The 22,286-nt window shown below is 37.4% G+C and carries 25 protein-coding genes; 18 read left to right on the forward strand and 7 right to left on the reverse strand.

Annotated features, from left to right (window positions below):
* Window positions 1-15: 15 nt before the first annotated feature.
* The 3 genes from yidC (at window position 16) to MHH70_RS11415 (ending at window position 2,273) form a co-directional block, all read left to right on the forward strand.
* A complete protein-coding gene (gene yidC, locus MHH70_RS11405) occupies window positions 16-783 on the forward strand; it encodes a membrane protein insertase YidC (RefSeq protein WP_066168502.1) in 768 nt (255 codons plus the stop codon).
* On the forward strand, window positions 780-1,547 hold the full coding sequence (gene jag, locus MHH70_RS11410) for an RNA-binding cell elongation regulator Jag/EloR (protein ID WP_342471537.1): 768 nt from the start codon (window positions 780-782) through the stop codon (window positions 1,545-1,547). The genes yidC and jag overlap by 4 nt, the downstream gene beginning before the upstream one ends.
* 300 nt (window positions 1,548-1,847) lie before the next feature.
* On the forward strand, window positions 1,848-2,273 hold the full coding sequence (locus tag MHH70_RS11415; RefSeq protein ID WP_342471538.1) for a hypothetical protein: 426 nt from the start codon (window positions 1,848-1,850) through the stop codon (window positions 2,271-2,273).
* Window positions 2,274-2,683: 410 nt separating this feature from the next.
* Here MHH70_RS11415 and MHH70_RS11420 read toward each other — a convergent pair whose 3' ends face one another.
* Window positions 2,684-3,223, reverse strand: coding sequence for a GNAT family N-acetyltransferase (locus MHH70_RS11420; RefSeq protein WP_066169055.1), 540 nt, complete (start codon window positions 3,221-3,223; stop codon window positions 2,684-2,686).
* A gap of 397 nt (window positions 3,224-3,620) precedes the next feature.
* Here MHH70_RS11420 and mnmE point away from each other — a divergent pair, with 397 nt between their 5' ends.
* From mnmE to MHH70_RS11455, 7 genes are all read left to right on the forward strand, one after another.
* Entirely contained in the window at window positions 3,621-5,006 is a 1,386-nt protein-coding gene (gene mnmE / locus MHH70_RS11425; RefSeq protein WP_066168510.1) for a tRNA uridine-5-carboxymethylaminomethyl(34) synthesis GTPase MnmE, read from the forward strand.
* Window positions 5,007-5,027: 21 nt separating this feature from the next.
* Complete coding sequence (gene mnmG, locus MHH70_RS11430; protein ID WP_107943569.1) at window positions 5,028-6,923, forward strand: tRNA uridine-5-carboxymethylaminomethyl(34) synthesis enzyme MnmG; 1,896 nt, start codon at window positions 5,028-5,030, stop codon at window positions 6,921-6,923.
* Window positions 6,924-7,100: 177 nt separating this feature from the next.
* Window positions 7,101-7,817 carry a 16S rRNA (guanine(527)-N(7))-methyltransferase RsmG gene (rsmG, locus tag MHH70_RS11435; protein ID WP_107943568.1) on the forward strand — a complete coding sequence of 239 codons (717 nt, stop codon included), beginning with the start codon at window positions 7,101-7,103 and terminating at the stop codon, window positions 7,815-7,817.
* Between the two features lie 248 nt (window positions 7,818-8,065).
* Window positions 8,066-8,947, forward strand: a complete 882-nt coding sequence (gene noc, locus MHH70_RS11440) for a nucleoid occlusion protein (protein WP_066168518.1) — start codon at window positions 8,066-8,068, stop codon at window positions 8,945-8,947.
* A 367-nt stretch (window positions 8,948-9,314) separates the two neighbouring features.
* Window positions 9,315-10,076, forward strand: a complete 762-nt coding sequence (locus MHH70_RS11445; protein WP_066168520.1) for an AAA family ATPase — start codon at window positions 9,315-9,317, stop codon at window positions 10,074-10,076.
* The gene (locus tag MHH70_RS11450) at window positions 10,069-10,917 is read left to right on the forward strand and encodes a ParB/RepB/Spo0J family partition protein (RefSeq protein WP_066168522.1); all 849 of its coding nucleotides are present in this window, start codon (window positions 10,069-10,071) and stop codon (window positions 10,915-10,917) included. Before MHH70_RS11445 ends, MHH70_RS11450 begins: the two co-directional genes overlap by 8 nt.
* Window positions 10,918-10,930: 13 nt before the next feature.
* Window positions 10,931-11,635, forward strand: coding sequence for a DUF554 domain-containing protein (locus MHH70_RS11455; RefSeq protein ID WP_342471539.1), 705 nt, complete (start codon window positions 10,931-10,933; stop codon window positions 11,633-11,635).
* On the opposite strand, the gene yyaC is transcribed toward MHH70_RS11455, so the two are convergent.
* Window positions 11,552-12,163: a spore protease YyaC gene (gene yyaC, locus MHH70_RS11460; RefSeq protein WP_082799071.1), complete on the reverse strand. Its 612-nt coding sequence runs from the start codon at window positions 12,161-12,163 to the stop codon at window positions 11,552-11,554. The genes MHH70_RS11455 and yyaC overlap by 84 nt on opposite strands.
* A 90-nt stretch (window positions 12,164-12,253) precedes the next feature.
* Between yyaC and MHH70_RS11465 the strand changes: the two genes are divergently transcribed.
* The 3 genes from MHH70_RS11465 to ychF all read left to right on the forward strand — a co-directional run bounded on the left by MHH70_RS11465 (window position 12,254) and on the right by ychF (window position 14,569).
* Complete coding sequence (locus MHH70_RS11465) at window positions 12,254-13,174, forward strand: mechanosensitive ion channel family protein (RefSeq protein WP_107943567.1); 921 nt, start codon at window positions 12,254-12,256, stop codon at window positions 13,172-13,174.
* Window positions 13,175-13,176: 2 nt separating this feature from the next.
* Window positions 13,177-13,377, forward strand: a complete 201-nt coding sequence (locus MHH70_RS11470) for a DUF951 domain-containing protein (RefSeq protein WP_066168531.1) — start codon at window positions 13,177-13,179, stop codon at window positions 13,375-13,377.
* Window positions 13,378-13,468: 91 nt separating this feature from the next.
* Window positions 13,469-14,569, forward strand: coding sequence for a redox-regulated ATPase YchF (gene ychF / locus MHH70_RS11475; protein ID WP_107943566.1), 1,101 nt, complete (start codon window positions 13,469-13,471; stop codon window positions 14,567-14,569).
* 413 nt (window positions 14,570-14,982) lie between these two features.
* On the opposite strand, the gene MHH70_RS11480 is transcribed toward ychF, so the two are convergent.
* The 3 genes from MHH70_RS11480 to MHH70_RS11490 are packed head-to-tail and all read right to left on the reverse strand — an operon-like array spanning window position 14,983 to window position 16,276.
* Window positions 14,983-15,207: a hypothetical protein gene (locus MHH70_RS11480; protein WP_107943565.1), complete on the reverse strand. Its 225-nt coding sequence runs from the start codon at window positions 15,205-15,207 to the stop codon at window positions 14,983-14,985.
* A 13-nt stretch (window positions 15,208-15,220) separates the two neighbouring features.
* Window positions 15,221-15,760, reverse strand: a complete 540-nt coding sequence (locus tag MHH70_RS11485; RefSeq protein ID WP_342471540.1) for a DUF3267 domain-containing protein — start codon at window positions 15,758-15,760, stop codon at window positions 15,221-15,223.
* Window positions 15,761-15,793: 33 nt separating this feature from the next.
* Complete coding sequence (locus MHH70_RS11490) at window positions 15,794-16,276, reverse strand: hypothetical protein (RefSeq protein ID WP_066168541.1); 483 nt, start codon at window positions 16,274-16,276, stop codon at window positions 15,794-15,796.
* 101 nt (window positions 16,277-16,377) lie between these two features.
* On the opposite strand from MHH70_RS11490, the gene MHH70_RS11495 reads away from it, so the two are divergent.
* The 5 genes from MHH70_RS11495 (at window position 16,378) to rpsR (ending at window position 19,257) form a co-directional block, all read left to right on the forward strand.
* On the forward strand, window positions 16,378-16,605 hold the full coding sequence (locus MHH70_RS11495) for a hypothetical protein (RefSeq protein ID WP_342471541.1): 228 nt from the start codon (window positions 16,378-16,380) through the stop codon (window positions 16,603-16,605).
* Between the two features lie 132 nt (window positions 16,606-16,737).
* Window positions 16,738-17,370 (forward strand): hypothetical protein, encoded by a 633-nt coding sequence (locus MHH70_RS11500; RefSeq protein WP_342471542.1) that lies wholly within the window; start codon window positions 16,738-16,740, stop codon window positions 17,368-17,370.
* A gap of 719 nt (window positions 17,371-18,089) precedes the next feature.
* Entirely contained in the window at window positions 18,090-18,380 is a 291-nt protein-coding gene (gene rpsF / locus MHH70_RS11505) for a 30S ribosomal protein S6 (protein ID WP_066168544.1), read from the forward strand.
* A gap of 37 nt (window positions 18,381-18,417) precedes the next feature.
* Window positions 18,418-18,972 (forward strand): single-stranded DNA-binding protein, encoded by a 555-nt coding sequence (ssb, locus tag MHH70_RS11510; protein ID WP_066168546.1) that lies wholly within the window; start codon window positions 18,418-18,420, stop codon window positions 18,970-18,972.
* A 45-nt stretch (window positions 18,973-19,017) separates the two neighbouring features.
* Complete coding sequence (gene rpsR, locus MHH70_RS11515; protein WP_066168550.1) at window positions 19,018-19,257, forward strand: 30S ribosomal protein S18; 240 nt, start codon at window positions 19,018-19,020, stop codon at window positions 19,255-19,257.
* Between the two features lie 208 nt (window positions 19,258-19,465).
* On the opposite strand, the gene MHH70_RS11520 is transcribed toward rpsR, so the two are convergent.
* On the reverse strand, window positions 19,466-21,412 hold the full coding sequence (locus tag MHH70_RS11520; RefSeq protein WP_342471543.1) for a DNA-binding protein: 1,947 nt from the start codon (window positions 21,410-21,412) through the stop codon (window positions 19,466-19,468).
* Between the two features lie 59 nt (window positions 21,413-21,471).
* Window positions 21,472-22,278 carry a phosphonate ABC transporter, permease protein PhnE gene (phnE, locus tag MHH70_RS11525; protein WP_107943561.1) on the reverse strand — a complete coding sequence of 269 codons (807 nt, stop codon included), beginning with the start codon at window positions 22,276-22,278 and terminating at the stop codon, window positions 21,472-21,474.
* Window positions 22,279-22,286 lie beyond the last annotated feature (8 nt).

Raw genomic sequence — 22,286 nt, forward strand, 5'->3', positions numbered from 1 at the left:
CTAGGGGGAAGAAAGTTGAAAAAAAGACTTTGGATCGTTCTGACACTGGTTGCTACTACATTATTGCTATCAGGTTGTTCAGAATTTAACCAACCGATCTCAGCTGAAAGTAAAGGCTTTTGGAATGAGTTCATTGTTTGGCCGTTAGTTTCAGTTATTCAATATTTTGCAGAATTGCTTGGTACATATGGCTTAGGTATTATCGTTGTAACGATTATTATTCGAACTGCTATTTTACCATTGACAATCAAGCAAATTAAAAGCTCTAAAAAGATGCAAGAATTACAGCCGAAGCTAAAGGAGCTACAACAAAAGTACAGCTCTAAAGATGCGGCAACACAGCAGCAATATCAGCAAGAAATGATGGCATTAATGCAATCATCAGGTGCAAATCCTTTAATGGGCTGCTTACCTGTGTTAATTCAAATGCCAATTTTAATCGGTTTCTACCATGCGATTAGCCGTATGAATGCAACACCGACAATTGATTTAGGTACATTTCTAATTTTCCCATTAGCTGAACCTAGCGTGGTATTAGCAATTATTGCAGGGTTATTCCAGTTTGTCGTATTAATGACAGGTCCTGCAATTGACAACCCGCAAATGAAAATGATGATGTACATTATGCCAGTAATGATTATGGGCTTTGGTATGTTTTTACCAGCGGCACTATCATTATATTGGGTAATCGGGAACATTTTCTCTGTGTCTCAAAACCTTGTGATTTATAAGCCTTGGAATAAAAATAAACAAGAAGCTACTACAGGAGGAGCGAAAAAGTGAAGCAAATTACGCAAATAGGCGCAACGGTACAAGAAGCGATCTCATTAGCGTTACAACAGCTTGGCAAAACCCGCGAACAAGTAGATGTTGAAGTTTTACAAGAAGGTAAAAAAGGATTTTTAGGCTTTGGTGCACGTCCTGCTGAGGTGCGTGTAACAATGAAAGAAGAAGTTGATCAAGTAGCTGTAGAAGAAGTACAAGTTCAAGAACTGCTAGTGGAGACGCTAGTAGAGGAAGTTTTCGGGGAACAAGTTCAAACTGATGACGTGAATGAAGAGCTGATTCAACCAGCAGAAGGGCAACTAAATGTAGACCCTATACAAGAGGCGAAAGCTTATATTGAAAGTGTAGCTGAGAGTATGGGAATTAACGATTTACAGATAGAGTACGAAACAGAAGGCAAGTATACAACATTTAAGTTAGAAAGCGAGAAGGCTGCACTTTTAATAGGAAAACGTGGACAAACATTAAACGCTTTACAGCAATTAACACAGCTTGTGTTAAACAAAAGTGCAAAATCTTTTATGCTCGTTAAGCTTGATGTTGAGGATTATCGTGAGCGTCGTCGCATTGCTTTAGAGCAATTAGCAGAGCGTATGGCAGACAAAGCAGTTCGCACTGGCAAGCAAGTGATGTTAGAGCCAATGCCATCATATGAACGAAAAATTATCCACCACGCTTTAACAAATCGATTAGATATTGAAACGTATTCTGAAGGTGTAGAGCCAAATCGCTATTTAGTAATCGAGTCGACAAATGGATAGAGAGCGTCAATCAAACCGTGCAGTTGCCGGCTTGATTGACGCTTTATTTGTTGCTATTTATAAATATTATCTTGTAGAGGATAGTAGGTGTCCTTTTTTGAAAATATGTTGAACATTGGGGGAAGTTTTTGGTTTAAATTACTGGAAATTCCTTATTGAAGTTTGATAAACTTATATTATAAGTAAAGATTGGTAGTGTTAAAACTTCTGTAAAAAAGAACTGAGGTTAGGAGCATTTTTGAGGTAAGGGAATTTCTTCGAACAGGTACGAAAGTGCTCAAAACTAGGGAGGGGAATATTATGGTAAAAAAGAGGATTGTAATAATCGCTTTTTTAGCTTTAGTTATTATTATTGTTGGTGGTAATTTTATGATGAAAAAAACTATTTATTCTGTGACTGATATACTTGAAGGTGTCGATTTTGATGTAGAAGAGCAATCTTTAAGTGTTGAAAGTATTGATATAAAAACAGAGGACATGTTCAAAGTAATTGAAATTTCAGAAGTTCAACAAAAAAAGTTAATAGATACTTTTTCAAAAGCAAAATTTCAAAAAACAAATTATTCTTCTGAATGGGATTATCGTATTAATATTACTTTGAATAAGGGATATGTTCTTTATCTTGATTCTAATAAGAAAATAATAGTTCCTGAAAATAAGAGAGTAGCTTATGTTATTAAAGGGGACAATGACTTTTTTAGTGTTTTGAATGAGCTTGTAAAATAGTAAAAGAGGCTGGGACATAACTCTATTATTTCGAAAAATGATGAAAAAAGATAATTATTTTTTCGTTTCAAGGGGTTGAATATTCCTTCTTAAATCAAAAAAATGTTAGACTAATTAGATTGCGGTCTAACATTTTTTCTTTTTTCAATTGTCATAAATTTCACCTTCCGCGCTAACTAAGTGATTGAACAATCTGACTTGCTATAGACAGTTATGCTACAACTGCGCCCTATTACGGCAAATAATGTTGGCAACACACTTTGTCAACATTAGAGCAGTAGGGAGATGATAATTTGATAACTCTGAAAACATCGAAACATGGAAAAAGTCCAGTGGCAGGATAGAATCAGGGAACAAAGTGCGAGTGATTTATCAAAGAAGTCCAGAGCCAGACACCTAACTTATTAGCTTTATAATCCGAGTCTGGCACCAACTTCTGCGTACTCTATATCTTTTCTTTCTGCATTCCAATTGTCCCCTGTTTGTCCGTCCCATATCGCTCCTGTTTCAACGAAACCGACAGACGCAAACAACTTCCGAACGGCTTCGTTTACCATCCAATATGATGTTGCAACTGCATCGGCTTTTCCTTGTGGAAACGACTTTATGTAATCAATAACTTTCATCATTGCTTGTTTACCAAATCCTTTGCCTTGATGCTTTTTATCAATCATAAAACGATTAAGTCCATAAGTAGACTTATCTCCATATTTTTCACATAAAATTGAGCTTTCCGCCAGTTCGTAAAATCCAATATCGACATATCCTATGACTTCATCATTGTTGCATATAGCGAAGATCATGGGAGGTTTTTCGTCGTTAAGTATCTTTACATAGGCTTTAGCCAAACAATATATGCTGGAATCCACATTTCCTTTCTGCTCATCTGTTATGCTTAACTTCAACACTGCCTCAAAATTATCGTGGGTAATCTTTCTTAATTCAATCATTTTTCTTCCCTGCTTTCGAAAATATAAATTTAAGTCCGTTAACGACACTTCCACAGGAGTGCCATGTACCAAATAAATCTAAATAAAGTATATACGAAATCCCCATCTAATTCACTTTCACCAAAAGTACGTAAGAACCAGTTTGTTTTAACGTTTACATTCTTGTATAAACATTTTGCCAAAACATCATCGCTAATATTAAACAAGCCGGCAGCTGCATGGCTTGTTTAACAACAATTACTTTAGATTTTGCTGAAAATATGTTAATCTAAGTTGTTAGGAAATATCGTTCGGTTACGTTATCCACATGTGGATAAATTGATTTTGAAGAAAATCTAGTCGCAATTATGCTGAGGCGTAATTGATTTTTATAAACATGAAGTCAGGAGGCTTTTTGATGGATTTTGATACAATTGCTGCGATATCCACACCAATGGGAGAGGGAGCTATTGCAATCGTTCGTTTGAGTGGTGATGAAGCAATAGCGATAGCAGATAAAATATTTCAAGCGCCAAATAGAAAAAAATTAGCCGAGCAAGTGACACATACGATTCACTACGGGCATTTAATTGATCCGAAGACAGAGGAAGTAGTGGAAGAGGTTATGCTATCGTTGATGCGTGGGCCGAAAACATTTACACGCGAGGATGTTGTAGAAATTAACTGTCACGGTGGGCTAGTTTCTGTTAATCGCGTATTACAGCTTGTGTTACGCTATGGAGCTCGATTGGCGGAGCCGGGGGAATTTACGAAGCGTGCCTTTTTAAATGGACGAATCGACTTATCACAGGCCGAGGCTGTAATGGATTTGATTCGTGCCAAAACAGACCGTGCCATGAATATGGCATTAACACAAATGGACGGTAAGCTGTCACGCTTAATTGGCGAATTAAGACAAGCACTACTCGAAACATTAGCACAAGTGGAGGTCAATATCGATTATCCAGAATACGATGATGTAGAAGAAATGACAGTACCTGTCTTGCTTGAAAAATGTAGCTGGGTACGTGACGAAATAGATAAATTACTAACGACATCTGCGCAAGGGAAAATTTTGCGTGAAGGTTTATCGACGGTTATTTTAGGAAGACCAAACGTAGGAAAGTCTTCTTTATTGAATAGTTTAGTGCATGAAAACAAGGCGATTGTAACAAATATTGCTGGGACAACGCGTGATATTATAGAGGAGTATGTTAATGTGCGCGGCGTACCACTACGTTTAGTAGATACAGCGGGTATTCGTGAAACAGAAGATATCGTTGAGCGCATAGGGGTAGAAAGGTCGAGAGAGGCTTTAAAAGGAGCAGACTTAATTTTACTCGTATTAAATGGGGCAGAAAGCTTATCAGTTGAAGATGAGCGCCTATTTGAAACAATTGAACATATGGATTACATCGTTGTTGTTAATAAAACGGATTTACAACAACAAATTGACTTGCAGCGTGTCAAAGAATTAGCTGGCGAGCGTCGCATCGTTACAACTTCATTATTAAAGGAAGAAGGAGTAGCTGAGCTTGAAGAGGCGATTGCTGCAATTTTCTTTGCGGGACAAGTTGAAGGTGGAGATATGACATATGTTTCAAATGCACGTCATATTGCATTATTACATCAAGCAAGGCAAACAGTCGAAGATGCACTGAACGCCGCAGAGATGGGTGTGCCTGTTGATATGGTACAAATAGATGTTACACGTACATGGGAGATTCTTGGTGAAATTGTCGGTGATACAGTACAGGAAAGTTTAATCAATCAATTATTTTCACAGTTTTGTTTAGGAAAATAAAAAACGAAAGGAAGTTACAGCATGCCTACACAATATGAAGCAGGTACATTTGACGTCATTGTTATCGGTGCTGGACACGCAGGAGCTGAAGCAGCTTATGCTGCCGCAAAATTAGGCGCTAAAACGCTAATGCTGACAATTAATCTTGATATGATTGCCTTTATGCCATGCAACCCATCAATTGGTGGACCAGCAAAGGGAATTGTTGTACGTGAAATTGATGCATTAGGCGGATTAATGGGAAAAGTAATCGATAAAACGCATATTCAAATGCGTATGTTAAATACAGGTAAAGGGCCGGCTGTTCGTGCATTGCGTGCACAGGCAGATAAAGTGCTTTACCAGCAAGAAATGAAACGCTTATTAGAGGAACAAGAAAATCTCCAAATTCACCAAGCGATGGTGGAAGAATTAATCGTAGAAGATGATGAAGTGAAGGGTGTCATCACACAAATCGGCGGGATTTATCGTGCGAAAACAGTCATTATTACGACAGGGACATTCCTGCGCGGTGAAATTATTCTTGGCGATTTAAAATATTCAAGTGGCCCAAACAATCAGCAGCCGTCTATTAAGCTAGCTGACAATTTGAAGGAGCTTGGCTTTGATATTATTCGCTTTAAAACGGGGACACCACCTCGAGTAAATAATCGTACAATCGATTATTCAAAAACGGAAATTCAGCCAGGGGATGATGTGCCACGTGCATTTAGCTTTGAAACGACAGAGTTTATTTTGGATCAGCTACCATGCTGGCTAACATATACAAGCCCGTTGACACACCAAATCATCGAAGAGAATTTGCATTTATCTCCGATGTACTCTGGTATGATTAAAGGAACAGGTCCGCGTTATTGTCCATCGATTGAGGACAAGGTAGTGCGCTTTAACGATAAGCCACGCCATCAAATCTTCTTAGAGCCAGAAGGACGTAATACGCGTGAGGTTTATGTTCAAGGCTTATCAACAAGCCTACCTGAGCATGTGCAAAAAAGATTAATCGCATCTGTGCCGGGATTGGAAAATGCAGAAATGATGCGTGCTGGCTATGCGATTGAATATGATGCGGTTATTCCAACGCAATTATGGCCAACGCTAGAAACGAAGCGTATTAAAAATCTATATACAGCAGGTCAAATTAACGGTACATCAGGTTATGAGGAAGCAGCGGCACAGGGATTAATGGCAGGTATTAATGCTGCCTCTAGAATTTTTGGTAAAGAAGAAACGATTTTAAGCCGTTCAGAAGCGTATATTGGTGTACTAATCGACGATTTAGTAACGAAGGGCACAAGCGAGCCATATCGTTTATTAACGTCACGCGCTGAATATCGTTTATTATTGCGTCACGATAATGCAGATATGCGCTTAATTGATGTCGGTTATAAAGTGGGAATGGTTTCTGAGGAACGTTATGCTAAATTCACAGCGAAGCGTGAGCAAATTGAACAAGAAATTGCGCGTTTACGCGAAGTGATCGTTAAGCCTAATGCAGAGACACAGGCGGCTATTCGCTCTGTAGGTGGAACTGAATTAAAAGACGGTATTCGGGGAGCAGATTTATTAAAGCGTCCTGAAATGCATTATGACTTAGTTGCAACTTTAACACCTCCCGAAAAGGAATTTTCAGAGGAAGTAAAAGAGCAAATTGAAATCCAATTAAAATATGAAGGCTATATTCAAAAGGCGTTACAGCAGGTTGAGCGTTTACGCAAAATGGAAGATAAAAAAATTCCAGATAACATCGATTATGATGCTATTTCGGGCTTAGCGACTGAGGCGCGTCAAAAATTAAAATCTGTTTGCCCGTTATCAATTGCACAAGCCTCTCGTATTTCTGGGGTAAATCCAGCAGATATTTCAATTTTACTCGTTTATATTGAGCAGGGGAAAATTGCCCGTGTAGCCAATGATTAATTAATAGCATATCGACGCATCGAGATTATAAGAGCCGTCTGAAAAGGGAGCGTAGTGCATTGCCTACTTTTAGACACTTTCGGTGATGTTTTATCAAATGAATAAGTAGATAAAGAGCTGAGGCTGTCCGGAAAATATATCCTTTTCGGACAGCCCCTTAATTAAAGGAGGATTGTAGTGAACGAGCAACAATTTATTGAAGCATTAAAGGCGAAGGGCATTGAGCTGACAGCTGCCCAAATTGCCCAATTTAAAAAATATTTTGAGCTACTTGTAGAGTGGAATGAAAAAATGAATTTAACGGCTATTACTGACCTAGAAGGTGTTTATTTAAAGCATTTTTATGATTCCATTAGCGCTAGCTTTTATTTCGATTTTACAAAGATAACATCTGTTTGTGATGTTGGCGCAGGAGCAGGCTTCCCAAGTTTACCAATTAAAATCTGCTTCCCTCATTTAAAAATAACGATTGTCGACTCATTAAATAAGCGAATTACATTTTTAAATCATTTAAGCGAGGAGCTACATTTAGAAAATGTAGAATTTGTTCATGCAAGAGCAGAGGAATTTGGTCAAAATGCTAAATATCGTGAGAAATTCGATGTTGTAACAGCTCGAGCAGTAGCTAGACTCTCTGTTCTATCAGAGCTATGTGTGCCACTTGTCAAAGAAGGTGGTCAGTTTGTGGCATTAAAAGCAGCGGCTGGAAAGCAGGAATTAGCAGATGCGAAAAAAGCAATTACAACACTTGGTATAACACTGAAAGAGGAATTTTTATTTGAATTGCCAGTAGAGGAAAGTGAGCGTACTTTATATATATTTAATAAAGTAAAGCCAACACCTAAGAAATACCCACGTAAACCTGGTGTTCCAAACAAAACACCTATTCAATAAAAGCAGGTCAAGAGCTAGTTAGTAATAATTGGTTGGTATGTTCTACTGAAATCTCACAAGTAATTTGTATGTTTGATAGATATTTTATCGTTTTCAAGCATACATAATGATAGTAGGCATTAATTAATGATAGAATACGTAGATGCTAAGTTTCATAATTGATTGATTCCAAACTATGTACATTTCTGCTTGAATAATCAATAATATTTATAGTGAGTAAGAAGTTTCTTAAAGGTGGTGCCACTCGGATGAAAAGTCCTTTTTCACGTTTTTTCGGAGGCGGAAAAGAGTCTGAAGTAAAAAGTGAAGTAGCAGCTATAGAAGAAAAAAAGGCTACAGAAGAAGTAGTGAAAATTCCTATTGAAAAAATCATACCGAATCGTTTTCAACCGCGTACTATATTTGACGATGAAAAAATTGAAGAATTATCTAGAACGATTCATATACATGGTGTCATTCAGCCAATCGTCGTGCGTAGGAGTAGCAGCGATGATGGCTATGAAATCATTGCAGGTGAGCGACGCTATCGTGCGATGAAAAAGCTACAATGGGCGGAAGTGCCGGCGATTGTACGACAGCTAAGTGATAAAGAAACAGCATCAATTGCATTAATTGAAAACCTACAACGTGAAGAATTGACGGCAATTGAAGAAGCACTTGCCTATCAGCAATTACTTGAATTACATTCATTAACGCAAGAGGCGCTTGCACAGCGTCTTGGAAAAAGCCAATCAACTGTAGCAAATAAGCTACGTTTATTGAAATTGCCTCAATTTATACAAGAGGCCATTTTAAAGCGCGAAATTACTGAGCGACATGCACGTGCGCTGATCGCTGTGAAAGATGAGCAATTACAATTACAGCTAATTACAGCAGCTAAAGAATACGACTGGAACGTACGTCAGCTTGAAGAGCAAATTCAACAGTTGCTATCACCATCTACCGAGGAAGAGCCTGTAAAGAAAGAAAAACCAAAGCGCAAAGCAATTAGCAAAGATGTGCGCATCGCCCTAAATACAATTAAGCACTCGTTAACAATGGTAACGAAAAGCGGTATTCAATTGAAAACAGAGGAAGAGGATACAGAGGAATATTACCAAATCACTGTTAAAATACCGAAGAAGAAGTAAACCATTTAATATATAGAGCTATTTAAAAAATTTATATAAAGCTTGATATTGAAGAACAGGAGCTGTCGCCTCGCTTTAGGTATAGGAAAGGTAGTTATAATAAAGTGTTAACTATTCTTGTCGTAAAGGTCATATCTAAAAAAGCCCTTCAGACACGCCCTTTTCAAAGAAAGCTTTCATTTTTTATGGTCAATACTTCAAAAAAATAACAATGCTGTCTGGAAAGTGGTACGATAACCAACTTTTTAGACAGCTTTTTTTATTAGAATAGTAGGATAACTTTAGGAACTACGCGTAAATTTTGATAGAATACCTTTAAAGCGTATTTACGATATAAGATAATGAATTGTAGGAAGTAGGTGGGATTATGGGGAAAGTTATCGCAATTGCTAATCAAAAGGGGGGAGTCGGCAAAACGACAACCTCTGTAAATTTAAGCGCCTGTTTAGCTTATTTAGGGAAAAAGGTACTGTTAATTGATATTGATCCACAAGGCAATGCAACAAGTGGTACTGGGATAAATAAAGCAGATGTACATGGCTGTATTTATGATGTCATTATTGACGACGAGGATATTACAACAACAATTTTACCAGCAAAAATAGAAAATTTATTTGTTGTGCCTGCAACAATTTCGTTAGCTGGTGCAGAAATAGAGCTCGTGTCAGCTATTTCACGTGAAGGAAAATTAAAAAATGCACTACAACCAATAAGACAAGATTATGATTACATAATTATTGATTGTCCACCATCACTCGGTTTATTAACAATTAATGCATTAACGGCGGCAGATTCAATTATTATTCCTGTACAATGCGAATATTACGCATTAGAGGGCTTAAGTCAGTTACTATCGACAGTTCGACTTGTGCAAAAGCATTTAAACCCACAGCTAATGATAGAAGGTGTTCTTTTAACAATGCTTGATGCGCGGACAAATTTAGGTTTACAAGTAATAGAGGAAGTAAAAAAGTATTTTCAGGATAAAGTATATAAAACGATTATTCCTCGCAATATTCGCCTAGGAGAAGCACCGAGCCATGGTAAGCCAATTATTTTATATGATGCAAAATCAAGAGGTGCAGAAATGTATGTAGAGCTAGCAAGGGAAGTGATTAAAAATGGTTAAAGGTTTGGGAAAAGGTATTGGCGCACTATTTCCAGAGGAGGCAGTACAGCAGGAGGGCAATGTGCAGCAGGTGGCAATTGACAAATTTGTAGCAAACCCATTTCAGCCACGCAAGCTTTTTCAAGATGAAGCGTTAGATGAGCTTGCACAATCGATTAAAGAGCATGGCATTATTCAGCCTATACTTGCACGTAAAAAGGGACGTAAGTTTGAAATTATCGCTGGAGAACGTCGCTGGCGTGCTGCAAAATTAGCTGGTTTAGATGAAATACCTGTGCTTGTCAAAGAAATGACAGAGCAGCAAATGATGGAAGTAGCTATTTTGGAAAACCTACAGCGCGAGGATTTAACACCAATTGAAGAAGCAGAGGCATATAGTAGTTTAATTGAACAATTGAATTTCACACAGGAAGACTTAGCAAATCGTCTTGGAAAAAGTAGACCACATATCGCCAACCATATTCGCCTACTACAGCTACCCGAGGAAGTGCGTGCATTAGTAAACGACGGCTCATTAACAATGGGACATGGTCGTACATTACTCGGTTTGAAAAATAAAAGACAAATTGCAGAAGTAGCAAAAAAGGTAATTGCACAGCAATTGAATGTACGTCAATTAGAAGCGCTCGTTCAATCATTAAATGAAAATGTTTCACGTGAAACAAAAACACCCGCACGTGATATTTTTGTACAGGCTACAGAGGCGCAGCTCCGAGATTATTTTGGAACGAGCGTACAAATTAAAAAACAGAAAGATAAAGGGAAAATAGAAATCGAATTTTACTCAGATGAGGATTTAGAGCGTATTTTAGAAATTTTACAATTAGAGCGCACTGAATAGAGAGAAGGTAAATATGATTTTATTAGGTTCATTAATAAATGCCGCGCTAATAATAGCTGGTGCGTTTATTGGTAGACTGTTTCGTAATATTCCAGATAAAATGAAAGAAACAGTTATGTCTATTATCGGGTTAGCCGTGGCTGTCCTAGGAATTTCAATGGGCTTTGAGAGTGGTAATTTCATTATCGTCATAGTTAGCCTCGTTGTTGGTACGATGATTGGTGAATGGCTCGATTTAGACAAATGGTTTAACCGCTTGGGAAAATGGGTAGAATCATTATTCGGTAAAAATAGTAGTGGCTCGATTGCTGAAGGCTTTGTGACGGCAACGCTGATATTTGTTATTGGCTCTATGGCGATACTTGGTGCACTTGATAGTGGTCTGCGTAATGATCATAATATTTTAATTACAAAAGGTATTATTGATGGCTTTACGTCCATTATTTTAGCATCTACTTTAGGTATTGGAGTTTTATTATCGGCTATACCCGTTTTTATCTATCAGGGACTTATCGCCATTTGTTCAGGGGCAATTAGCAAATATATTCCGCAGGAAGCGCTCGATTTATTTATTCAAGAAATGACAGCTACAGGTGGTATTATGATATTAGCAATTGGTTTGAATATTACCGGTTTAACGAAAATTCGAGTAGCCAATTTGCTGCCAAGTATTTTGTGTGTGGCGATTATTGTAGCTATTATGTTTATTGTTCAATAGATGGCGTTGCCAAGCTAGCTGTAAGGAACGAGCAATTTTTTCACTCATATTATATGTCAAATGAAGACGAGTGTTTTGCAATACTTGTGCTTCCATAAAACCTCCAATATTGACGATTCCTTTAATGGAAATGTCACCAATTGGGGGTAGTTGTTTTTTTACAGCCTTGCCAGGGAACAGTGGACCATTCTCTACTATAATGTTTCCTATGCGGTTTTTCTCACTCAAGCAGGCATCGATTGCAACAATAAATGGTGGCTCGGCTTGTGCTTGTAAATTATTAAATGTTTCTAGTAAATTTAATGCATGTAACGGCTCCTCTAACGTCCCGATAACATCAAAGGGAAATGCATAGCTTTTCAATAGCTGGCTACCGATTAATGGACCGAGTGCATCGCCTGTTGAGCGGTCTGTACCAATACAACAAAAGACTAGCTGGCTATGCTCAAAGGGAATCATTTGTAAAAAAATATCGCTTAGTTTCCATACTGCACTTGATGCTTCATAATGAATAGAATGATTATTCATTTGTTTCACTCACTTTCTAAAAATAGTAAAAGTACGTTATATTTGTGCAGTATACTCAATTTGTTAATTTCTTATACAGGGAGTGAAAAAATGGAATTATATTATTCGGCAGCAGCAACAGTCAATCTAAGGGGGCTCACACGAATTAGTCAAAAAACTTGGGATTATCTTACGAGTGAAGCGTTATGGGATTTTATTTTAATAGCCTCTATAAAAGTGATTGCAATTTTGGCTGCTTCCTATATTGCTGTTCGTGTTGGAAGGAAGATTATTGAGAAAATTTTTGTTGTACGCATGCGTTCTCCATTAAATCACTCCGAACGTCGTCAAAAAACAATATTAAAATTATTGCAAAGTGTTTTATCTTATTTAGTGTACTTTTCTGCCATTATGGGCGTTTTATCTGCCCTTGATATTCAAATTGCAGGGCTACTTGCGGGGGCTGGTATTGCAGGCTTAGCAATTGGCTTTGGTGCCCAAAGCTTAGTAAAAGATGTGATTACAGGATTTTTTATTATTTTTGAGGATCAGTTTGGTGTAGGCGATTATATAAAAATAAACGGGGCAGAGGGAACTGTCCTGGAAATTGGTTTACGTACAACGAAGGTAAAGGGCAATACAGGTGAGCAATTTATTATTCCAAACGGTTCTATTACGAATGTAACGAACTATTCCATCAATCACTCGAAGTTTATGATTGACATGGAGTTAAATATAGATGCTGATATTGAAAAGGCAGAAAAACTCATTACTGCCTATTTAGAAAAGCTACCACAACAGCATCCAGCATTAACAAATATACCTGCCTTTTTAGGCGTTCAAAATGCGACCGATAATGAAGTAACTGTGCGCATTATAGCTGAAACATTACCATTACAGCAATGGACAATTGCTCGAACAATTCGTCAAGACGTGAAGGAGCTACTAGAGCAAAATGGTATAGTCACTCCATTCCCAAAAATGATGCTGTATGACCGTGTAATGGGACGAGAAATTGAAGGGAGAGAATAAAATTGGAAGGTAAGGCATTTGAATTAAATGATATTGTAGAAATGAAAAAGCAGCATCCATGTGGAACAAATGCATGGAAAATTATTCGCTTAGGTGCAGATATTCGCATTAAATGTGAAGGTTGTGGGCATAGCGTTATGATTCCTAGACGTGAATTTGAAAAGAAGATGAAAAAAGTAATTAAAAAAGTCGATGAACAATAATGCAGTTAGACTTTTAGGCGTATTATCAATATAATAGAAAAGGCTATTAACATAAGTAAAATGAACTGAGCATAGAAAGGTTGTGTCCTATATGGCATTAACGGCTGGAATTGTCGGTTTACCAAACGTCGGCAAATCAACATTATTTAATGCGATTACGAAGGCTGGCGCACTTGCTGCTAACTACCCATTCGCAACAATTGACCCAAACGTAGGAATCGTGGAAGTACCAGACGCACGTTTAAATAAATTAACAGAATTAGTAGAGCCTAAAAAAACTGTACCAACAGCATTTGAATTTACGGACATTGCAGGGATCGTAAAAGGTGCTTCAAAAGGTGAAGGGCTTGGTAACAAATTTTTAGCACATATTCGTGAAGTAGATGCAATTTGCCAAGTGGTACGCTGCTTTGAGGACGAAAACATTACGCACGTAGCAGGTACAGTTAATCCAATCGATGATATCGAAGTTATCAATTTAGAGCTTATTTTAGCTGATATGGAATCTGTTGAAAAACGCTTGCAGCGCGTTGCAAAAATGGCGAAGCAAAAAGATAAAGAAGCACTTATTGAAGAGCCAATCTTAGTGAAGATAAAAGAGGCGCTAGAAGCTGAAAAGCCCGCACGTGCAGCAGAGCTTTCAGACGATGAGCTAAAGGTTATTAAAGGGCTTCACTTATTAACAATCAAGCCGATGCTTTATGTTGCTAACGTATCTGAGGACGAAGTAGCAGATGCAGATAGCAATAAATATGTGCAGATGGTACGCGAATTCGCCGCAGCAGAAGGTGCTCAGGTCATTACAATTTGTGCGAAAATTGAAGAAGAAATTTCGGGCTTTGACGACGAGGAAAAAGCAATGTTTTTAGAAGAACTAGGCATTAAAGAGTCGGGCTTAGACCAATTAATCCGTGCTTCATATGACTTATTAGGACTTGCTACATATTTTACGGCTGGCGTACAAGAAGTACGTGCGTGGACGTTCCGCAAAGGCATGAAAGCACCGCAATGTGCGGGTGTGATTCACACCGACTTCGAGCGCGGCTTCATCCGTGCCGAGACGGTTGCCTACGACGACTTAGTTGAGCTAGGCTCAATGACAGCAGCAAAAGAAGCAGGCAAAGTACGTTTAGAAGGTAAGGAATATATCGTACAAGATGGCGATATTATGTTGTTCCGTTTTAATGTTTAATTGAGAGAAGCGTTCAAAAGGCCGTGCAGCTACCGGCTTTTTAAACGCTTTTTTGACTTTGATAATGAATAAAATTAGAAGGGAGATTGAAAAAAATGCAGTATGGAACACTTCCTAATTGGTTTTGGATAATTTATTACCTATTCTTATTTATAACAATAATAACTGCTCGACTATGTATTAAACAAAGAAAACTTATAGTTTTATCTGTCTTAACAATATTTTTTGCGATAACTGTTCCAATAATATCTTTTATTCATAGTATCGAACGTAAATTAGGTGAAGATGAACTTCATTATTTTATTAGTAGACTACAACAAGGTGATATTTGGACTGTATATGTTATTTTAGGGTATCTGTATATTTTAATATGGTGGGGCTGTTATTTTTATAAAAAGCAATCCAAATGATAGTTAAATTTGATTGAGAAAAAGGAAAAAGAACAGAAAGGTAATAAATATGATGCCAATTAATGCAGCTATTCTTGAATATTTAACAGCCGCCTCACTGACTTCATTTTGCTCTTTATACATCCATCTTCTTCCCCATAAAATGGCTTCTTTCGGATTTTTATATTGCCAAATTAAAATAATATATATCGGAATAAATAATATAAAGCAAAAGACAACAGCAGTCATTCACAGCCCTCCATTATACTCTCGTTTCATACACATATAGCTTTGGTAACTCGGGGTCATCCTTGACAAGTGCATCGTTTGGAAATGGACGTAACTCTTTGTACATGGCGAAATCGCCAACAGCTCCCGCGATTAATAATGCACCAGTTATCACGAGTGTGAAGCTTCCTATATAAAGACCAGCAACAGTCGGCAAAATGCCCGTTGTCCAAAAAGGGAGGAGCAAAGCCTTTTTCATTGCACTATTTGTCATTGGCTTAATTGTTGTCGCATAGGCAATACCAAGCTTTAAATTAATACCGTAATCAAGTTCCTTAAACTTTGCTCCGCCAAAAATCATAAAGCCTATTAAATGAAATACCTCGTGTAAAACGATAAAAATAATATATAAAACAGCCATTGCCAGCATTGCTAAAAGTGAAAAATTCGTTTGTCCATAAATTAATTTATATATAATAGTAAAGAAAACGATAAAGCCAATCGTTAGCCAAAAGTTAAGCCTCGCAATTTTCTTCATATTTAATTCAATTATTACAGGTTGCTTCTCTGTCACAGGACCACTCCTATATTGATAATTATTTAGAATTTAATTGGTGATAAATGAATTTAATAAATACTCCCCATTTTTTTGTGAAAAATCAAAATAAATGGCGGCATTATTTTGGCCAAAACCGACTGTTATAATATTATTTTCTAAATGATGGAATCGGTATTCTAAAATGTTGTAATCAATAGACTGCAAAAAATTTTGTTCATGCCCATTTTCGAATATAAAAATTTTTTTCTCAAAATCAATTGTCACATTAGAATCTATAATTGTTTCAAGATAACTATAATCTGAATTCACCATCGCTCGAATGATTTTCAAAGAAAGATTCATCGTTTCTCTTAATTGGTCGGAAGTAAGATTCGGTCTTTCTTCAAGCTGCTTTTTTAGCTCTTCATTTTGTTTAGTTAATACATTCAATTTATCCTCATTGTCACTGCTTGATTGTTGACTAGTGTTCTCTTTATTTGAACACCCTACTAAAATAAATAATATAATAAAAGTAATCAGTATTTTTTTCATGTTACGCCCCCTTTCGTTTTATCAAATTCTAACATATAGCCGCGCTTGGTATACATATAACTTAGGCAATTCTGGGAAGCAGATTATAAGGAGGGAACTAATTGCCCAATACAAAAGTTAATAACACATCATTCCAACAAGAGATTTTAGACATGTTACAACCTAAAATTCATGCCGTTTTACGTCATACTCGTCCACAAGAACGTGATGACCTCAAACAAGAAATTTGCTTAATGATTATTCAAACCATCCAAACAAAAAAATTCAAAGAAGCACCTTCGTTCTTTGAATTAGTAGAAACTGAAAAACTAGCTCAAAACGAGCTTTAAATCAAACATAAAAATATTTTTCACTAAGGTTGTCAAAACAATTATTTATCTCCCTTTAGATTATAGAAAGCAATCATCCTAGGTAATTTAATTGCTTTTGAAAATAAATAAAAAAGACAAGAGGAATATAAAATGGCAAACTACGGTTTAACAGCAATACAAGTAGGGTTTGGAACAGCGACTCGTAAATTACAAATTCAGTGGTCAGCTACTCTACCTTACGAGGCAACATTAACAGTGACTCGTGGTGGTGACGGTCAAAGAGTATTTAGTAAGAGTTATAATCGAAGTGTGAAAAGTGATAATATTACAATTGATGTACCATGGTATGGTGAATTTAAAGTAGATTTAACATTAGCATCACCAGCTATTGGTTCACATGTGATTTACCCAACTGTGAAAATGTATGGTTCACATAATAACCCTACATTTGTTCATGATGCGGCATCCGTACAAAAAGCGAAAAACGGAGAAGCAATCGTTCTTCTTGTTGCAGTTCTTGCGGGAAGTCTCAAATTTATTGGAAGTACTATTTCTGTTTTCTTTGGTTCACAAGTATGGGATACGAGTACAGTAACATTCCCATTCCCAAAAATCGGAGATAAAATAGATGTCAATGTATCGGCTGATTCATCAGGTGGTGCAATCATCAAAACTACGTATACTGAAATTGGTTTTACTGATAAAAATGGTAATTACCAGTCCGAAAGAAAGTTAACAAAATTTTCTTATGTTGCATATGTACCTTGGAATTTTGCTAAATAAAAATAAAACTCCACGAGTTTATAAACTCGTGGAGTTTGCCTTTTTATACAAAAAATAATTATATATGAAATCGAATATTGAAACGAAATAAGCAAAACTAACAAATAATAATATCGGCGAATCATAACTGTAATAAATAAAGTCTTGTGAATGTAGATAAAAGAACCAAATTGTTGTAATAACGAAAAGAGAAATATCGTAAACAATACTTAGAGGGCGTTTAATCGTTTTTAAAGCGAAATTAAAAACGACAACTCTAAAGAAAACAAATAGGCATAAAAAAATAAAATAAGCAAATGTAACATAAAAAATTGATGGCTGTATTGAATCTGGTATCATCATCAGCATAAACCCCTTTAAATAGTTTGTAGTCGAACTTCAGTCAGCGTCTTACCTAGTAATCTGACTTTTGGTAATACTCGGTTGCCACTGACACGCTTGTCATATCAAACTCTGCATAAATCGTACAAACAATTTCCACCCCTCTTATTATAAGTCACTTTTATTTTTTTGAAAATAAAAGAGCAGCTATACGCTACTCTCAGTTTATTGTATATTCTAGTAGCTCATCTAATACTTGACTCAATCGTTGTTTGAAAATATATTGCACATAAATTTAAAACATGCTATAATTCAAAGATGTGAGTAATACAAGTTACTTGCTCCTTGCTCCCTATTTAGTAGGAGAGCCCAAGTCCATAAGGAGGTGCAAAACAAAGATGAGAAAGTATGAATTAATGTACATCGTACGCCCAAACATTGAAGAAGAAGCGAAGAAAGCTTTAGTAGAGCGTTTCAACGAAATCTTAACTTCAAACGGTGCTGAAATCATCGAAGCAAAAGACTGGGGTAAACGCCGTCTTGCTTACGAAATCAACGACTTCCGCGAAGGTTTCTACCAAATCGTGAAAGTAAACGCTGGTTCTCAAGCAATCGATGAGTACACTCGTTTAGCTAACATTAGCGAAGACATTATCCGTCATATCGCTGTTCGCGAAGAAGATAAATAATTTTTAACCATAATGCTGAAAAGGAGGCTGTGTACCGATGATTAACCGTGTCGTACTAGTAGGCAGACTGACAAAAGATCCAGAGCTTCGTTATACGCCAAGTGGAGTTCCTATGGCTCGCTTTACAGTCGCTGTAAACCGAACATTTTCGAACCAACAAGGTGAGCGTGAAGCTGACTTCATTGGCTGTATTGCGTGGCGTAAACAAGCCGAAAATTTAGCAAACTTTATGCGTAAAGGGAGCTTAATTGGCGTTGAAGGTCGCATTCAAACAGGTAGCTATGAAGGACAAGACGGAAAACGTGTTTATACAACAGATGTTGTAGCAGATGCAGTACAGTTCTTAGAACCACGTAGCGGTGGCGCATCACAAGGTATGCAAAATCAGCCATATGGCGGTAACAATTATGGTGGAGGGCAACAAAACTATAATAACCAGCAATATGGCGGTGCTCCTGCACAAGATCCATTTGGTTCTTATCAACAGCAGCAGCCACCACAAAATCAGCAAAATTATACACGTATGGATGAGGACCCATTTGCAAATAGCAAAGGGCCAATCGAAGTTTCAGAGGACGATTTACCGTTCTAATGCTTCACGTCCAATAGAAAAATAAACTAAAGGAGGACAACGCTAATGGCAGCACAACGTCGCGGAGGCCGCAAACGCCGTAAAGTTTGTTACTTCACTGCTAATAATATTACGCACATCGACTATAAAGATGTTGATCTTTTAAAGAAATTCATCTCTGAGCGCGGTAAAATTTTACCACGTCGCGTAACTGGTACAAGCGCGAAGTATCAACGTAAATTGACTTCAGCTATCAAAGTATCACGTATTATGGCTTTACTTCCATTCGTAGCAGAAGATAAATAAGATTATGAAAAGTACAGCATTGGTTGCAAAGCCTTTGTTGTACTTTTTTTATGCTTCCAAAGTTGGAAGAAGTGGATTGAACTTCATTTCATATATAATTCTAGAAGGTCTTTTGGAATAATTCAAAAAGACCCCTGCGGAAATTCACAGGGATTTCATTGGTAGAAGTGTTTTCAACAATGTAGAAAACTTGTGCTTCTGATAGTGATTAAGGGAGCTGGATAGTTGCTGTTAACACATTATTGCCTGAACCTAAACGTAATCTGATATTTGCTGTTGAGGCTGTGACAGTTGGATTAATCCGCATCATTATTTTTTTAGTAGCTGTCCCACTGCTATCAGCCGTTAAATTAGCTACATTAAAGTAGCCATAGGAAGATGGCCAAGAACCATCGGCATTTTGAATTTGAGAAATGCCTGTCCCATTGCTCAAATAAAATTGAACTTGTGCGTTTGTAATTGTAGTATTAGCTGCCAATTTCTGTATCACTACTTGTACTGGAAATGCTTCACCATTTTTCGGAAGTATGGCTGGCAAAATGAATTTATAGTTACCATTTGTCAGTGTTTGTGTTTCACCAGTTGATGGCTCAGGTTCTACAGGTGTTTCAGGTGTGCCAAGTAATACAGATTGTGTAATTAAATTCGTTCCATCTGTTGCTCGTAAACGAATAGTTGCATTTGTTTCTGTAACATTTGGATTGAGACGCATATGGACAGTTGTAGTTGCGATGCCATTATGATTAGCCGTAATCGTTCCAATCTCCTGATAGCCGTAGCCTGAAGGCCAAGAACCATTTTGATTTTGAATTTGAGAAATAGCTGTCCCGCCTGCTAGATACACTTGCATTCTTAAACCTGTTACTGTTTCATTAGGTGCTAAGCCGCTGATAGCCACCGTTACATCAAATGGATTGCCAGTAGTATCTAATACAGTAGGTGTAACTAAAGTATATGTTAAAGTTGCTGGTGGACTAATCGATGAGCCGTACGAACCAGCAGCAAATGTTGATTGGTCGTACCATAGATAACCCGATGTTGGTAAGCGCCAAGGCTCAAAAGCCGGTTCTATAGAATTTGCTGGCAATTCCATTGGTAATAATGGTGTGACAGCATCAAGCGTAACAGTTGTATTTGCTAATGTGTGATAGCTTTCTTGGGTAGCAAGCCAATGAATAATATTAACAAGTAATGTAGCATTATCGTCTGCGATAAAACCGTCATATGTTCTTTTCAGAGCGCCTGTTTCTTCATTGCGATATTTAGGTGTAATATCTTCCACAGGTGAAGAATCACCAATAAATGCAGCTTTACCATTTAATTTTTTACTGATGGCAACAAATGGTCCTTCTGCAATGCCTCCGTTGGCATAAACGCCTTGGTCAATCGCGTTATTCCATCTATTTGCTGTTGGTGTTAAGCCAGTAGGTAAATAAACGATACCTTTGGCAAGCGATGGATTGGTAATCGCTAATGTAGAGCCAGCATGAATTGATACGGCCGATACACCTGTCGTAATATCGAATGATTCATATGACGGAACAACTACATTAGCTTTTGTATGGTCTAACGCGTTATAGCGAAACTCTACACCGAACTCATTGCTTAGCCATTGTGAACTTGTGACACCAGCCATTGCACTAATCTCAGATGCAGACATATTTAATGTAGGGGTATTATATGCACCACGGCGCCAACCATTCATAATTTCACTTGAATCCCAACGATTTAAATTGCGGTCAGCATTATAGTGATCGGAGATAAAGAATACGCCACCACCTGCTTCAACAAAATCGACAATCGCTTGTTGTTCTGCTGCTTTAAATGGAATTTGTGCCTCTGGTATAACGAAGACATCGTAATCATCTAAATCAGCCAATGTTAATGGCGACGTGCTTCTATGCTCTTTTACAACATACCCTTCATTCGCTAGCGCATTCGCAAAATCTGAAAAAGCGCCGTCAATTACCCAATCCGATTGCCCAGCCGTTTGTCCGTGACTGTTGTCAAATAGCACTTTCATGCCATTTGGATTTGCTGGGTAAATAATGGGAGCGGGGTCATTTGGTCCCTCTGCTGTTACATAGCTCAAATCTGCGTAAAGAAAGACAATCAATCCAGTAAAAATGAGTAAAGACTTTACAAAATTTTTCATTTTTCTCCTCCTTGTTAGCTATAGATGGATACTGCGAAAAAGCTATAGTAAGTACGGCATCACCCCCTTACAAGCTTGTTGCGAATTTTATTTGATAAAAACTCAATAAATAAGATGAGTATCATCAAACCAATTAAAATCGAACCAACTTCTGACCATTTATAGCCATTCATAGCGAAAATAAGCGGCGCTCCAATGCCACCAGCACCAACTAATCCTAAAACGGCAGCATCTCGTAAATTCATATCAAATCGATAAATGACAATGGATATAAACATAGCGGATAGCTGCGGAATAATACCATAACGAATTTTTTCATAAGTAGTGCAGCCCATTGATTCCAGCGATTCTAAAATACTAGTTTCTAAATTCTCGATAACATCGACATATAACTTAGACAGCATACCAACTGATACCAAAGCCATTGTCAGCACACCTGCGAAAGGACCAGGCCCTGTTACACGAATAAACATTAAACCATAAACAATTGCAGGGACTGTTCGGATAACAATTAGTATTAATCGAACAAGAAAAGCAATTGGCTTTGCTACGATGTTGGATGCTGATAAAAAAGCAAGCGGTATAGCTAAAATCGCACCGACAATTGTTCCTAGAAAGGCAATCGCCACTGTTTCTAATAGCAAGTACGGTATGCCGTTTGTGCTCCATGTAAATAATAGCTCGGTATTCGGTGATAAAATCCCAAGCATAATATTTTTGGCAATCGAGAATCCGTTTTCTGTCATATTTGAAAGGTTAATAGCGGATAAAGACCATAGTAGAAACGCGGCTAAAATCATAATAGAGATGATGCTTTTCGTTGTATATTTTGGTTCATTGATGAGCTGTTTTTCAATTGCATGCAAAGCAGTCA

The sequence above is a fragment of the Metasolibacillus sp. FSL H7-0170 genome (assembly GCF_038593115.1).
In the GTDB taxonomy this organism is placed as follows: Bacteria; Bacillota; Bacilli; order Bacillales_A; family Planococcaceae; genus Metasolibacillus; species Metasolibacillus fluoroglycofenilyticus.

What these genes read in the sequence shown, in the direction of transcription:
- mnmG (WP_107943569.1), top strand. Translation starts at nt 5,028, where the DNA reads ATGCCTACACAATATGAAGCAGGTACATTTGACGTCATTGTTATCGGT.
- MHH70_RS11480 (WP_107943565.1), bottom strand. Translation starts at nt 15,207, where the DNA reads ATGACTGCTGTTGTCTTTTGCTTTATATTATTTATTCCGATATATATT.
- MHH70_RS11500 (WP_342471542.1), top strand. Translation starts at nt 16,738, where the DNA reads ATGGCAAACTACGGTTTAACAGCAATACAAGTAGGGTTTGGAACAGCG.
- ychF (WP_107943566.1), top strand. Translation starts at nt 13,469, where the DNA reads ATGGCATTAACGGCTGGAATTGTCGGTTTACCAAACGTCGGCAAATCA.
- MHH70_RS11445 (WP_066168520.1), top strand. Translation starts at nt 9,315, where the DNA reads ATGGGGAAAGTTATCGCAATTGCTAATCAAAAGGGGGGAGTCGGCAAA.
- yyaC (WP_082799071.1), bottom strand. Translation starts at nt 12,163, where the DNA reads ATGAATAATCATTCTATTCATTATGAAGCATCAAGTGCAGTATGGAAA.
- MHH70_RS11450 (WP_066168522.1), top strand. Translation starts at nt 10,069, where the DNA reads ATGGTTAAAGGTTTGGGAAAAGGTATTGGCGCACTATTTCCAGAGGAG.
- MHH70_RS11465 (WP_107943567.1), top strand. Translation starts at nt 12,254, where the DNA reads ATGGAATTATATTATTCGGCAGCAGCAACAGTCAATCTAAGGGGGCTC.
- noc (WP_066168518.1), top strand. Translation starts at nt 8,066, where the DNA reads ATGAAAAGTCCTTTTTCACGTTTTTTCGGAGGCGGAAAAGAGTCTGAA.
- mnmE (WP_066168510.1), top strand. Translation starts at nt 3,621, where the DNA reads ATGGATTTTGATACAATTGCTGCGATATCCACACCAATGGGAGAGGGA.
- ssb (WP_066168546.1), top strand. Translation starts at nt 18,418, where the DNA reads ATGATTAACCGTGTCGTACTAGTAGGCAGACTGACAAAAGATCCAGAG.
- MHH70_RS11420 (WP_066169055.1), bottom strand. Translation starts at nt 3,223, where the DNA reads ATGATTGAATTAAGAAAGATTACCCACGATAATTTTGAGGCAGTGTTG.
- rpsF (WP_066168544.1), top strand. Translation starts at nt 18,090, where the DNA reads ATGAGAAAGTATGAATTAATGTACATCGTACGCCCAAACATTGAAGAA.
- MHH70_RS11415 (WP_342471538.1), top strand. Translation starts at nt 1,848, where the DNA reads ATGGTAAAAAAGAGGATTGTAATAATCGCTTTTTTAGCTTTAGTTATT.
- MHH70_RS11455 (WP_342471539.1), top strand. Translation starts at nt 10,931, where the DNA reads ATGATTTTATTAGGTTCATTAATAAATGCCGCGCTAATAATAGCTGGT.
- rpsR (WP_066168550.1), top strand. Translation starts at nt 19,018, where the DNA reads ATGGCAGCACAACGTCGCGGAGGCCGCAAACGCCGTAAAGTTTGTTAC.
- MHH70_RS11490 (WP_066168541.1), bottom strand. Translation starts at nt 16,276, where the DNA reads ATGAAAAAAATACTGATTACTTTTATTATATTATTTATTTTAGTAGGG.
- MHH70_RS11520 (WP_342471543.1), bottom strand. Translation starts at nt 21,412, where the DNA reads ATGAAAAATTTTGTAAAGTCTTTACTCATTTTTACTGGATTGATTGTC.